The sequence below is a fragment of the Pseudomonas sp. PDM24 genome, assembly GCF_019218905.1.
Lineage (GTDB): Bacteria > Pseudomonadota > Gammaproteobacteria > Pseudomonadales > Pseudomonadaceae > Aquipseudomonas.
The window spans coordinates 841,589-854,564 of the sequence record NZ_JAHUWR010000001.1 but is presented as its reverse complement, the minus strand read 5'-3'; the positions used below and the strand labels follow the sequence as shown (position 1 = coordinate 854,564).

Genomic DNA, 12,976 nt, shown 5'->3' with positions numbered 1-12,976 from the left:
AGGCCGAAACTTGCGCATAGCAACAGTAGGCTAAGCTTTCAGCAGCTCATTGCTCACGATGCTCGATTCTGCAGGGTTTGGTTTTTTCTGGAGAGCGTCTGCAACAGCTATTTCAGACAGGCCCAAACCTTTCACGCAGGATTGACGTGATGACCGAGCCCCTCCTCAGCTTTGATGCACTCAAGCGCGCCGCTGCCTCTGGCGAAATCGATACCGTGTTGGTCTGCATGGTCGACATGCAAGGACGACTGGTCGGCAAACGATTCCAGGTCGAGTTTTTTATCGACAGCGGCCATGAAGAAACCCACTGCTGCAATTACTTGCTCGCTGACGACATCGACATGGAACCGGTGCCGGGTTACGCCGCGGCCAGCTGGAGCAAAGGCTATGGCGATTTTGTCCTGAAACCCGATATGGCCACCTTGCGTCGCGTGCCTTGGCTGGAATGCACGGCGCTGGTGCTCTGCGACGTGCTCGATCATCACCACCGGCGCGACCTGCCGCACAGCCCGCGGGCGATTCTGAAAAAGCAGGTCGAGCGCCTGCGCGAACGTGGCTATACCGGCATGTTCGCCTCGGAGCTGGAGTTCTATCTGTTCGACGAGAGCTATGAGGCGATCCACGAGCGCAACTACCACAAGCCGAAGACCGCCGGCCATTACATCGAGGATTACAACATCCTGCAGACCACCCGCGAGGAGCCGGTATTGCGGGCGATTCGCAAGCATCTGCAGGCCTCCGGCATTCCGGTGGAAAACTCCAAGGGTGAATGGGGGCCGGGGCAGGAAGAGATCAACATCCGTTATGCCGATGCCCTGACCATGGCCGACCACCATGTGATCATCAAACACGCCTGCAAGGAGATTGCGCAACTGCAGGGCAAGGCGATCACGTTCATGGCCAAGTGGCGCTATGACGCCGCCGGTTCCAGCAGCCATGTGCACAATTCGCTATGGGACAAGAATGCCAAGAAGCCGCTGTTCTTTGACCCCAAGGCCGAGTTTGGCATGTCGAAACTGATGCGCGCCTGGGTGGCCGGGCAGCTCAAATACGCCAACGACATCACCTGTTTTCTTGCGCCCTATATCAATTCGTACAAGCGCTTTCAGGCCGGCACCTTCGCGCCGACGCGGGCCGTATGGAGCCGGGATAATCGCACCGCAGGCTTTCGTTTGTGCGCGGAAGGCAGCAAGGCCATCCGCATCGAATGCCGCATCGGTGGCGCCGACCTCAATCCTTATCTGGCCTTCGCAGCCTTGATCGCCGCGGGCCTGGCCGGTATCGACGAGAAACTCAACCTGGCGCCGCCCTTCGAAGGCGATGCCTACGTCGACGAGCACTTGCCTGAAGTGTCGAAAACCCTGCGCGAAGCCTGCGCCGCGCTCAAGGCGTCGAGCATGTTGCGCGAGGCATTCGGTGATGAAGTGATCGACCACTACGTGCACACCGCCGAGTGGGAGCAGAAAGAGTACGACCGGCGCATCACCGACTGGGAACTGCAGCGCGGCTTCGAGCGCTATTGAGCACGCCATGACTGAGATCGTTCAACTCATCTCCCCGGTCGATGGCCGGGTCTACGCCGAACGCCGCCGTGCCGATGCGGCGCAGCTCGACCAGGCTCTGACGGCGGCCGCGGCCGCCCAGGCGCAATGGCAGCGCCGGCCACTGAGCGAACGCGCCGCGTTTTGCAGCGCCGCCGTGGACGCGATGCTGGCGATGAAAGACGAGATCGTGCCAGAGCTGGCCTGGCAGATGGGTCGCCCAGTACGCTTCGGCGCTGGCGAGCTGCGCGGTTTCGAAGAACGTGCGCGGTACATGATCGCCATTGCGCCTGAGGCATTGGCAGCGGTTGAACCTGTCCCTGTCGCCGGTTTTCGGCGCTGTATCAAACGTGAACCGTTGGGTACGGTGCTGGTCGTTGCACCGTGGAATTACCCCTATCTGACGGCGGTGAATACGATCATCCCGGCGCTGATGGCGGGCAACAGCGTGATCCTCAAACACGCCACACAAACGTTGCTGGTCGGCGAGCGTTTCGCCGAGGCGTTGCGCCGCGTCCATCTGCCCGAAGGTCTGTTCCACAACGTGCTGCTCGATCATAAACAGACCGCCGCGATCATCGCTTCAGGACGCGTGCAGCAGGTGAACTTCACCGGCTCGGTTGACGCCGGCAAAGTCATGGAAAGCGCCGCCACTGGATGCTTCCTCAGCGTGGGCCTGGAGCTTGGCGGCAAAGACCCCGCCTACGTCCGGGCAGACGCCAACCTTGAGCATGCGGTGGAAAACCTGGTGGACGGCAGTTTCTTCAACTCCGGACAGAGTTGCTGCGCCGTCGAACGTATCTATGTCGATGAAAAAATTTACCCGGCCTTTGTCGAGCGCTTCGTCGCCTTGACCCGTCAATACGTACTCGGCAATCCGCTGGACGAAGCCACCACCCTCGGCCCCCTGATCACACCGAGCGCCGCTGAATTCGTTCGCGGGCAGATCGCCGATGCGCTGGCACAAGGGGCCAGGGCGTTGATCGATCCAAAGGGCTTTCCCGCCGACGTGCCGGGCAGCGCCTACCTCGCGCCGCAGGTACTGGTGGACGTCACCCATCAAATGTCGGTGATGCGCGAGGAAAGTTTTGGCCCGGTGGTCGGCATCATGCCGGTGGCCAGCGACGACGAAGCCATCGCCTTGATGAACGACAGCGAGTTCGGGCTCAGCGCTTCTATCTGGACCCAGGATCTCGCCGCCGCCGAACGCATCGGCGACGAGATCGCCACCGGCACCGTGTTCATGAACCGCTGCGATTATCTGGACCCTGCCCTGGCCTGGACCGGGGTGAAAAACAGCGGGCGCGGCGTCACGCTGTCGCGCCTTGGCTATGAACACCTGACCCGCGCGAAATCCTTCCATCTGCGCCACGAGATCTGAGCCATGAGCCTGACCGCGAACTGGAACTACCCCACGAGCATCCGCTTCGGCGTTGGCCGCATCGCCGAACTGGCCGAGGTCTGCCGCAGCCAAGGGATCCAGCGACCGTTGCTGGTCACCGACAGCGGCCTGGCGCGTGCCCCGATCACCACCGCGGCGGTGGAATCCTTGCGCGCTGCCGGCCTTGGTGTAGCGCTGTTTAGCGACCTCAAGCCGAATCCGATCGAAGCCAATCTGGCAGGTGGACTCGACGCCTGGCGCGCCGGCAAACACGACGGCGTGGTCGCCTTCGGCGGTGGCAGTGGCCTGGACATGGGCAAGCTCATCGCGTTCATGAGCGGCCAGACCCGACCGGTTTGGGATTTCGAAGACATCGGCGACTACTGGACACGCGCCGACGAAAGCAGCATCGCCCCGGTCATTGCGGTGCCGACCACCGCCGGCACCGGTTCCGAGGTGGGCCGTGCGGCGGTGATCATCGACGAGCGTACGCACACCAAACGCATCATCTTTCACCCGAAAATGATGCCGCGGGTGGTCATCAGCGACCCGGCCCTCACCGTCGGCATGCCGGCAAAAGTCACCGCCGGCACCGGCATGGATGCGTTTGCCCATTGCCTGGAATCGTACTGCGCTCCCGGCTTTCATCCCATGGCCGAAGGTATTGCGGTGGAAGGCATGCGCCTGGTGGCCAATGCCCTGGTACGCGCCGTACACACCCCCTCCGACCTCGACGCGCGCGCGCAAATGCTGGCAGCTGCGGCGATGGGCGCCACCGCTTTCCAGAAAGGCCTGGGTGGCATGCACGCACTCGCCCATCCAGTGGGCGCCCTGTACGACACCCACCACGGCATGACCAATGCCACGTTCATGCCCTATGTGCTGAAGTTCAACCGCCCAGCCATCGAGGAACGCATCACCCGCCTGGCGGCTTATTTGCGTCTGCCCTCCCCGGGATTCGACAGCTTTCTGGCCTTCGTCCTCAAGCTGCGCAAAGACATCGGCGTGCCGCATACGCTGTTTGAACTGGGGGTGGATGACAAGCAGGCCGATCTGATCGCGGACATGGCGATTGTCGACCCCTGCGCCGGCGGCAACCCGCTGCCGTTGACACGAACTGGCGCGGCAGAAATTTTCGACGCGGCGTTCCACGGCCGCCTCTAGAGCAATCGTCTGTCCATGGCCAACGTGTGAGCACGCAACCTGGATGGATTTCAACCGTTAGAGGCAGGAGCAGTACAACAGGGGGTTGAAGACAAACCCATTCGGCAACGCACCACGCGGATGGATGTGGATCAAAACCTGAACAAGAGCACACGTTATGAGTCCAGTAAGCCAACCTGGCGCCACCGCGCCACAAGACGACGACATCAAGGTGTTGCACAGCATGGGCTATGCCCAGCAGCTTTCGCGACGCATGGGCGTTTTCTCCAACTTTGCCATTTCCTTTTCGATCATTTGCATCCTCTCGGGTGGCATCAACTCGCTGGCACAGGGCACCTCGGGTGCAGGCGGTGCAGCCATCGGTATCGGCTGGCCACTGGGCTGCCTGATCTCCGGGGTTTTCGCCATGGCCATGGCACAGATTTCCTCGGCCTTCCCCACCGCTGGCGGCCTTTATCACTGGGGCTCGATTCTCGGTAACCGCTTTACCGGCTGGCTGACGGCCTGGTTCAACCTGTTGGGGCTGATCACGGTGCTCGGCGCGATCAACGTCGGTACCTATTACTTCTTTTTCGGTGCCTTCGGACCGGCCCTGGGAATGGAAGACACCATCACCACACGGATTACTTTCCTGGCGATCCTGACCGGCCTCCAGGCCTTGTGTAACCACTTCGGCATCGGCCTGACCGCAAAACTCACCGACTTCTCGGGCTACCTGATCTTCGCCACGGCGCTCGCGCTGACCATCGTCTGCCTGATCGCCGCACCCAGCTATGAGTTCGCCCGACTGGTGACCTTCGGCAACTACTCCGGCGAGGCTGGCGGCAACGTCTGGCCACAGGTGTCGAACAGCTGGATTTTCATGCTCGGCCTGCTCTTGCCGATCTACACCATCACCGGCTACGACGCCTCGGCGCATACCTCCGAAGAAACCCATCAGGCATCCGTGTCGGTACCGGTCGGGATGGTCAGCTCGGTGGCCTGGTCGCTGCTGTTCGGCTGGGTGATGCTCTGCTCGTTTGTACTGATGCTGCCGAGCATGGACGAAGCGGCGAAGCAGGGTTGGAATGTGTTCTTCTGGGCGATGGACACTCAGGTGAACCCGGCGATCAAGATGGCGCTTTACCTGGCCATTTTCATCTCGCAGGTTCTCTGCGGGCTGGCGACCGTGACCTCGGTTTCGCGCATGATCTTCGCGTTTTCCCGTGACGGCGGCCTGCCCTTCTCCAAAGCATTGGCCTCGGTCTCACCGACCCATCGCAGCCCCGTGCCAGCGATCTGGACCGGTGCCACGCTCGCGGTGTTGTTCGTGTGGGGATCGTCCCTGGTATCGATCGGCGAAACGCCGGTTTACACGATCGTGGTCTCCTGCACGGTGATCTTCCTGTTCTTCTCTTTCATCATTCCCATCGTGCTGGGCCTGTTTACCTACGGGACTGCGAAGTGGCCGACCATGGGGCCGTGGAACATGGGGCGCGGGTTTTACTCATTGTTCGCCATCCTCTCGATCCTTTCGATGGTGCTGATCTTTGTCATCGGCATTCAGCCACCGAACGAATGGGCGCTGTACATCACGCTCGGTTTTCTGATTCTGACCGCGATTGTCTGGTTCGCCTTTGAAGCCCGGCGCTTCCAGGGCCCACCCGTAGGCGACATGATCATCAAGCGTCAGGCAGAAATTGCAGCGGTTGAAGAAGCGTTGAACAAACAGGCTGGGAGCTGACATGTAGGAGCCAGGCTTGCCGGCGAAGGCGTCCTCAAGAGCGACTTCGCAGGCAAGTCTGGCTCCTACGAAAAGCGTATCAACCAACAGGAAGCACAAGGTGCGTTACTTGTCTTGATTAATCAAATACGAATAATGGCGATAAGGAACTTAACGTTTATGAAGAAATCACTGAACAGGTCTTTCTTCATTACCATTCTTAATATTGAACCTACCGCCGCATAACCCATCGCGATTAATAAAATAATATAAAAATTACTCTTCAGTTGCCCATTGCATATTTATCCGCGCCTGCTTAACTGCAAAAACTGCTGATGACAGCAGTGCCCGCAAAACACCACGGAAGGAATCGTTATGAGCAGTTCAACTCGCCATAGCATGCCCCCCTATGGGGTGGCCATCCAAAGCGCGATCAAGGCAGGCGACCTGCCGCAAATGAAGACGCTGTTGAAACAACGCGATGCATCCACACCAGAAAACAAAGAGCTAAATACCGCTTACGAGCAGTTGGCCAAGGAAGTCGCACGCCTGGAAAAGCACTAACAGCTATTTCCGCTCCCCTTATTGCAATGGAGGCAATAACCATGTCTGGTTCTAATCAGCAACTTGTCGGTTTGTTCCCGCTCGGCTACCGAATTGGTACTTCGATGCCGGGTGCACAAAGTCTGGCACTCAATCTCCTGGTCTTTACCCCTGATGAGACTGTAATCGGCACCGCCGCAATCACTCAGGCGACCAACCCGCCTCTGGATGTGCATTCCGATGTCTGGGGCGAATACACCTACCTGACGGTCATGTCACCCGGCGTCAGCAAAATCCTGATCACCGCCCAAGGCAATCACGGCGGCTCGGGCTCCAATTCCATCGTGAATTTCAAGTTGCGACTGGTGGTGGGCACCGACTGGAAAGAAGGGGTCGCCAACTACTCGTACTTGAATGGTCAGCAGTGGGTCGAGGTCAACAATGCTCCCGCCCACCTCATTGAGGCGGTGCCGTCCCACGTTTCCCCGCTGCCGTTGGAACCCGGCCCGGTGATTCCGCCGGAATCATCGTATCCGCCAATCATGCCGCTGTACGCCGCACCGATTCAAAGTGCAATGGCCAGTGGTGACCTGGCCCAGATGAAGAACCTGTCGCGCCTGGCCCAGAAGCAACTGGATCAGCAACCCCAACTGCAGACGGCGCTTGAAACGGCCAAGGAAGAAATCAGCCGGCAGGAACGCCGCTGACTCGAACACGAAATATGCCCGACTTGTCTTGAACACAAATAAGGGAGTAGCACCATGTCAATCGGACTTTTTCATACCCGCCTCAACATCAGCAGTCACCTGCTGGGCGCACCGGTTTTAACCCTCGATTTGCTAGTGGATACCGCAAAGAAAAAAGTCAGCGGGATTGCCAGTATTTTCCAAAGCACCTACCCACCCCTCAACTTCCGAGCCCGTGTATGGGGTGAGTACTCCGAGGCCAAACTGGTGCCGACGGCGGAGAACCACATCATCCTCACCCTGGCCGGCAGCCCGAGCGGCCCTCTCAGCCAGATCGCCCAGACCTTCGGTTTGAAGGGCATTTTAGGCGGCGATTGGGCGAGCGGTTATGCCGACTACAAGTACGAGAATCAGGGCCAATGGCATTACGTGAAACACGCAGCGGTCAGCCAGGCTCCCGTTATTGTGCGTCCAGAGCATCCGCACCATGCGGTACCGCTCTACGCCGTCGCGGTACAGCAAGCGCAAGCCAGCGGTGACCTGGCGCAACTGAAGGCCGTGGTCAGCCAGGGTGAACAGCAACTGGCTCACAGCGGTGCGTTGCGTAACGCACTGGATCAGTTGAACGTTGAAATCGCCCGGCTGGAGGCTCGCTAACCCGCACCCGGTAATGCCGTCAGGCAAGCATCCATGTGGGAGCGGGCTTGCTCGCGAAGGCGGCAGCACAGTCAATATTGATGTTGCCTGACACACCGCTTTCGCGAGCAAGCCCACTCCCACAGGGTTCCGCGCTTAACTGACTGGTCCGGTTCACTTCAACAACAAAAGGTAAATCCGGTCGCGCCACTGCCCCAAGGAAGGCGCGAACACTTCGATGGATTCGTGCCGCGCACACGTTGGTGCGCAAGGATTTCCCATGTCAGACACTCGCCCTGCCCGCTACCTCAGTGAAACCGACCTCAAACGCTACGTGCCGGTGCATGTGGTCTGGGAAATCACCCTGGCCTGCGATCTCAAATGCCTGCATTGCGGCTCACGCGCCGGCCACAGACGCCCCGATGAATTGAACACCCGGGAATGCCTGGACGTCATCGATTCCCTGGCCGCCCTCGGCACCCGTGAGATCACCCTGATCGGTGGTGAAGCCTATTTGCGCAAGGACTGGACGCAGCTGATCCAGGCCATCCACGATCACGGCATGTATTGCGCCATACAAACCGGTGGACGCAACCTGACACCGGCGAAAATGCAGGCAGCGGTGGATGCCGGGCTTAATGGCGTCGGTGTTTCACTGGATGGATTGGCCCCGCTGCATGACGCGGTACGCAATGTTCCGGGCTCCTTCGACAAAGCGGTTGATACCCTGCGGCGGGCCAAACAGTCCGGGCTTGCGGTGAGCGTCAACACCCAAATCGGCGCAGCCACGTTGCCCGACTTGCCCGAATTGATGGACCTGATTATCGGCCTCGGTGCCACTCACTGGCAGATCCAGCTGACGGTCGCGATGGGCAATGCCGTCGATCACCCGGAGCTGCTGTTGCAGCCATATCAACTGCTGGAAGTGATGCCGTTGCTGGCGCGTCTGTATCGCGAAGGTGTCGACCGCGGGCTGCTGATGAACGTGGGCAACAACATTGGTTACTACGGGCCTTATGAACACATGTGGCGTGGTTTCGGCGACGAGCGCGTGCATTGGAGTGGCTGTGCCGCCGGCCAGACCGTGCTGGCGCTGGAGGCCGACGGCACCGTCAAGGGTTGCCCGTCATTGGCAACCGTGGGGTTTTCGGGCGGCAACGTTCGCAACATGAGCCTGCACGATATTTGGCACTACAGCGAAGGCATGCACTTTGGCCGATTGCGCGGCGTCGAAGATCTGTGGGGCTATTGCCGAAGCTGTTACTACAACGATGTCTGCCGTGGCGGCTGCACCTGGACGTCGCACTCCCTGCTCGGCAAACCCGGCAACAACCCCTACTGCCATTACCGCGCGCTGGACCTGCAAAAACGCGGGCTGCGCGAGCGCATCGTCAAACTCGAGGACGCGGCGAAGACCTCCTTCGCCGTCGGACGTTTTGACCTGATCACCGAACGCATCGACACCGGCGAGACGGTCAGCAGCGTCAGCGACAGCGGCCAGGTGATCAAACTGGCCTGGGCAAACCAGGGCCAGAAATCGCCGGACGAAGGACGTATTCCACCGCAACTGGCGCTGTGTCGGGGTTGTTTGCAGTACATCCATGCGCACGAAGTGACCTGCCCTCACTGCAACGCCGATGTCGCCGCCGCAGAAGCCGTGCACCAGACAGACCGTGCCCGGCAACAAGCGATTATCAACACCCTGACTGGCCTGCTGGGGATGCCGCAAAATACCTTGATGTAAGGGAGTAATGGCCCGTCAGTCAAAATGCGATACCTGTGGGAGCGGGCTTGCTCGCGAAGACGGCGGCACAGTCAACATTGATGTCGTCTGACACACCGCTTTCGCGAGCAAGCCCGCTCCCACATGGACTGCGCTTAACTGACGGGCATTTGCCAAGGCGGCCCTTGCGCAAATCTTGCCTCCAGCCATTCCTTGAAGGCCATGAGCGTTGCCGGCGTAAAAGCTGCTGACGCTCGCACCAGATAAATCCCGCCCTGAGCATCCAGATCCCACTCCGGCAGAACGCGAACCATCTGGTCGTTGGCGATTTCCCGGCTCATCAGCCACTCGCCAGCGCCCAAAATACCGACGCCAGCCTTGGCCGCGGCGAGCAACGCTTCGCCGTCGTTCGAGGTCAAGGTGCCCCTGGTGATGACCCTCTCCTGCCGATCACCCTTCGACAAACGCCATTCAGGAAACGCCGCGAGGCCGGTGAAGCCCAGGCAGTTGTGCTCGGTCAGTTCTTTCGGGCTGGCCGGTAAACCATGCTGTTCTATGTAACTCGGTGAAGCGCAGAGAATGCGGCGATGATCGCTGAGCTTCTTCGCGACGAGGCGGTTGTCGTTCAGTTCACCGATACGAATCGCCGCATCGAATCCTTCACCAATGATGTCGACCACGCGATCGCTGTAATCCACCTCGACGGAGACCAGCGGATGAGCCGCCAGAAATTCCGGCAGCATCGACGCCAGCCACAGGCGCCCCATCGCCGCAGGAAAAGCCAGGCGCAAGACACCACGAACCTGCGCCGCGCCCAGTGACGCTTCCTGTTCAGCCTCGATGATCAACCCCGTGGCGCAGCGCAGACGTTCGACGAGACGGTTGCCGGCATCGGTCAACCGCACCTGTCGCGTCGTGCGCTCCATCAGCCGCACGCCCAGGCGCTTTTCCATGGCCGCCAGGCGCTTTGAAATCACCGTCGGATGGCGTTGCAGCAGACGTCCGGCAGCCACGAACGAATGTGCCGAGGCGACCGCAAGAAGCGCTGCAATTTCATCAATGTGGCGGCTATCCAGTGGGTTCACAAAACACTCTTTTGTTCAGGTAAAAACAATCACGGCTTGAGGACGATCGCTCCGCGAGATTGGCCGCCTTCCAAATCGGCATGGGCCTTGGCCACATCGGCCAATGCATAGCGGCCCCAGATGCCGGGCTTGATTATGCCCGCCTCGACCGCCGCCAGTACATCATCGGCCCGTTGCCGGTATTCGGCGATATCCGTGGTGTGCGCGGCGAGTGAAGGACGGGTCAGGAACAGCGAGCCCTTGGCATTGAGTGTGGCCACTTCGACCGCCGTCGGCGCTCCGGAGGATGCCCCAAAAGACACCATCAACCCACGCGGTCGCAAGCAGTCGAGCGACGCTTCGAACGACACCCGCCCGATGGGATCGTAGACCACATCGGCTTTCTTGCCGTGGGTGATCTGCGCCACATCCGCGGCGAGTGTCTGGGCATTGAACACCAGCACCGCATCGCAACCCAGCGCCTTGGCTGTCTCGACACTCTCGGCCCGGGACACAATGCCGATGACAAAAGCCCCCAGGTGTTTGGCCCACGTCGCCATGATCTGCCCGAGGCCGCCCGCTACGCCATACAGAACCAGAATGGTGCCGGGGCCGACCGGATACGTCGTCTTCAGCAGGTATTGCGCGGTAATGCCTTTGAACAACACCGCGGCCGCCTCTTCAGCCGTCAATGCGTCGGGAATCGGCACCAGCCGCTCGGCCGGAAACAATCGCGCACTGGCGTAAGCGCCAACAGGCCCCGTTGCGTACGCCACCCGATCACCCACCTTGACGTTGTTCACTCCCGCGCCGATGGCGGCAACCCGGCCCGCCCCTTCAAGGCCCAGCCCCGACGGCAATGGCAGCGGTACGGCGCCCTTGCGCTGACTCACATCGAGGAAGTTGACGCCAATCGCCTCCTGCTCCAGCCAGACTTCACCCGGCCCCGGCTCACGCGCCGTCACCTGCTCGATGGTCATCACCTCAGGTGCGCCGGTGTGTGCGATACGAACGACAGAAACCATTGCCTGACTCCTTCACTTCAGCGCAGCCCATCTGCGCCATGTGGGGGAAGTATCGGCATTCGATTTAACGTGAACAATACGACCTCACTGCAGTTCATTACTGCATGCAGTGCAGCAGTGTGAAACTCGCAGCGTCAACGCGACAGCAAGGGCCAGGACGATCAACAGCATGGCGACGGCAAACGTTATCCGCATACCGCTGGCGATGGCGGCGGGAGATGCCGAGGTGATGTCTGCCGTCGCCGACGCAAAGGCAAACACCGCGCCCATGACCGAGGCGCCGGTGATCAGTCCGAGATTGCGCGACAGGCTGAGCATGCCGGCAATCACGCCGCGCTGGTCCGCATGGATGTCGGTCATGATCGCGGTGTTGTTGGCCGCCTGGAACAACGCATAACTGGCAGTGATTACCGCGATGGGCGTGAGGTAACCGAGGATGCCGAAACCCGCCGGCATCATCGATAAAGCCCCCGTGCCGAGCGCCATTGCCACAAGCCCGAGAAGGGTCATGCGCCGAGTGCCAAAACGATCCACCAGGCGACCGGCCGGTATACCGGTCAGCGCCGCCACCAACGGCCCCACCGACAAGGCGAAACCGACAAGTGCCGTGCCTAGCCCAAGCGCCCCCGAAAGATAAAACGGCCCGACCACCAGCGTCGCCATCATCACCGTCGAAACGAGCGTGCTCATGGCTAGGCTCGCGCTCAATCCTGGCTCGCGGAACAGCGCCAATTTAATCAATGGCGAGGCGACCCTGGCCTCAACAAATATGAAAATCCCGGCACCGACAACAGCCGTCAGCAGCAGCGCGATGTTGACCGACCCAAAATCACCCTGCCCGATCGTCATGGCGAGCGCATACGCCGCGAGCGTCAACCCCAGCAGCAACGTGCCAGTCTTGTCGAATCCTACCCGCAGCGCTTTCGTCTGCGGTGCATCCGCCGGCAAATAGCGATACGCAAGCCAGATATTCAGAACACCCAGCGGCACGTTGAGCAGAAAAATCGCCTGCCAACCGAAACCGGAAATCAGTAACCCACCCAGTGACGGCCCCAGCGTGGTGCCGACCGCCGACATCGTGCCAAGCAGCCCCATGGCACTGCCGGTCTGGGCTTTCGGCACCGTCTCCCCGACAAACGCAACGGTCAGCGCCAACATGATCGCCGCCCCGAGCCCTTGCACTGCCCGGGCACCGACCAGCCACCCAAGCGACGGCGCGACACCACACGCCAGCGATGACAGGGTGAAAATGCCGATGCCCGTCAGCAGCAAACGCCGACGACCGACGAGGTCACCGAGTCGTCCGACGCTGACAATCAGCGTGGTGATCGCCAGCAGATACGCCAGAACGATCCACTGCACTTGTTGAAAAGAAGCATCGAACGCTTGGGCCAACGTCGGCAAACCCGCATTGGCGATACTGGTGTCGAGTGAGGGCATCAACATCGATAGCGAAAGGCTCGCGAGCGCCCAGCGGACGGAGCCTGATTGGGTGATGAGTTTCATTGTCT

Annotated in this window: 11 protein-coding genes; 8 read left to right on the top strand and 3 right to left on the bottom strand. The window is 60.4% G+C overall.

What is annotated here, in order from left to right:
• Positions 1-149 precede the first annotated feature (149 nt).
• From KW837_RS03990 to KW837_RS03955, 8 genes are all read left to right on the top strand, one after another.
• Positions 150-1,523 carry a glutamine synthetase family protein gene (locus tag KW837_RS03990; RefSeq protein ID WP_218394596.1) on the top strand — a complete coding sequence of 458 codons (1,374 nt, stop codon included), beginning with the start codon at positions 150-152 and terminating at the stop codon, positions 1,521-1,523.
• 7 nt (positions 1,524-1,530) lie between these two features.
• A complete protein-coding gene (locus KW837_RS03985; protein WP_218394595.1) occupies positions 1,531-2,922 on the top strand; it encodes an aldehyde dehydrogenase family protein in 1,392 nt (463 codons plus the stop codon).
• Between the two features lie 3 nt (positions 2,923-2,925).
• The gene (locus KW837_RS03980; RefSeq protein WP_218394594.1) at positions 2,926-4,086 is read left to right on the top strand and encodes an iron-containing alcohol dehydrogenase; all 1,161 of its coding nucleotides are present in this window, start codon (positions 2,926-2,928) and stop codon (positions 4,084-4,086) included.
• 157 nt (positions 4,087-4,243) lie between these two features.
• Complete coding sequence (locus KW837_RS03975; protein WP_218394593.1) at positions 4,244-5,809, top strand: amino acid permease; 1,566 nt, start codon at positions 4,244-4,246, stop codon at positions 5,807-5,809.
• Between the two features lie 354 nt (positions 5,810-6,163).
• Positions 6,164-6,352, top strand: coding sequence for a DUF1843 domain-containing protein (locus KW837_RS03970; RefSeq protein WP_218394592.1), 189 nt, complete (start codon positions 6,164-6,166; stop codon positions 6,350-6,352).
• 41 nt (positions 6,353-6,393) lie between these two features.
• Positions 6,394-7,038 (top strand): DUF1842 domain-containing protein, encoded by a 645-nt coding sequence (locus KW837_RS03965; protein WP_218394591.1) that lies wholly within the window; start codon positions 6,394-6,396, stop codon positions 7,036-7,038.
• Positions 7,039-7,092: 54 nt separating this feature from the next.
• Entirely contained in the window at positions 7,093-7,674 is a 582-nt protein-coding gene (locus KW837_RS03960) for a DUF1842 domain-containing protein (RefSeq protein WP_192342749.1), read from the top strand.
• 259 nt (positions 7,675-7,933) lie between these two features.
• Positions 7,934-9,397, top strand: coding sequence for a GDL motif peptide-associated radical SAM/SPASM maturase (locus KW837_RS03955; protein ID WP_218394590.1), 1,464 nt, complete (start codon positions 7,934-7,936; stop codon positions 9,395-9,397).
• 134 nt (positions 9,398-9,531) lie between these two features.
• Here the strand turns inward: KW837_RS03955 and KW837_RS03950 are convergent, their stop codons facing one another.
• The 3 genes from KW837_RS03950 to KW837_RS03940 form a co-directional block, all read right to left on the bottom strand.
• Positions 9,532-10,461, bottom strand: coding sequence for a LysR family transcriptional regulator (locus tag KW837_RS03950; protein ID WP_218394589.1), 930 nt, complete (start codon positions 10,459-10,461; stop codon positions 9,532-9,534).
• A 29-nt stretch (positions 10,462-10,490) separates the two neighbouring features.
• Complete coding sequence (locus tag KW837_RS03945) at positions 10,491-11,465, bottom strand: quinone oxidoreductase (RefSeq protein WP_218394588.1); 975 nt, start codon at positions 11,463-11,465, stop codon at positions 10,491-10,493.
• An 84-nt stretch (positions 11,466-11,549) separates the two neighbouring features.
• Positions 11,550-12,971, bottom strand: coding sequence for an MFS transporter (locus tag KW837_RS03940; protein ID WP_218394587.1), 1,422 nt, complete (start codon positions 12,969-12,971; stop codon positions 11,550-11,552).
• Between the last annotated feature and the right edge of the window lie 5 nt (positions 12,972-12,976).

What these genes read in the sequence shown, in the direction of transcription:
- KW837_RS03940 (WP_218394587.1), bottom strand. Translation starts at nt 12,971, where the DNA reads ATGAAACTCATCACCCAATCAGGCTCCGTCCGCTGGGCGCTCGCGAGC.
- KW837_RS03970 (WP_218394592.1), top strand. Translation starts at nt 6,164, where the DNA reads ATGAGCAGTTCAACTCGCCATAGCATGCCCCCCTATGGGGTGGCCATC.
- KW837_RS03980 (WP_218394594.1), top strand. Translation starts at nt 2,926, where the DNA reads ATGAGCCTGACCGCGAACTGGAACTACCCCACGAGCATCCGCTTCGGC.
- KW837_RS03975 (WP_218394593.1), top strand. Translation starts at nt 4,244, where the DNA reads ATGAGTCCAGTAAGCCAACCTGGCGCCACCGCGCCACAAGACGACGAC.
- KW837_RS03990 (WP_218394596.1), top strand. Translation starts at nt 150, where the DNA reads ATGACCGAGCCCCTCCTCAGCTTTGATGCACTCAAGCGCGCCGCTGCC.
- KW837_RS03955 (WP_218394590.1), top strand. Translation starts at nt 7,934, where the DNA reads ATGTCAGACACTCGCCCTGCCCGCTACCTCAGTGAAACCGACCTCAAA.
- KW837_RS03960 (WP_192342749.1), top strand. Translation starts at nt 7,093, where the DNA reads ATGTCAATCGGACTTTTTCATACCCGCCTCAACATCAGCAGTCACCTG.
- KW837_RS03965 (WP_218394591.1), top strand. Translation starts at nt 6,394, where the DNA reads ATGTCTGGTTCTAATCAGCAACTTGTCGGTTTGTTCCCGCTCGGCTAC.
- KW837_RS03945 (WP_218394588.1), bottom strand. Translation starts at nt 11,465, where the DNA reads ATGGTTTCTGTCGTTCGTATCGCACACACCGGCGCACCTGAGGTGATG.
- KW837_RS03985 (WP_218394595.1), top strand. Translation starts at nt 1,531, where the DNA reads ATGACTGAGATCGTTCAACTCATCTCCCCGGTCGATGGCCGGGTCTAC.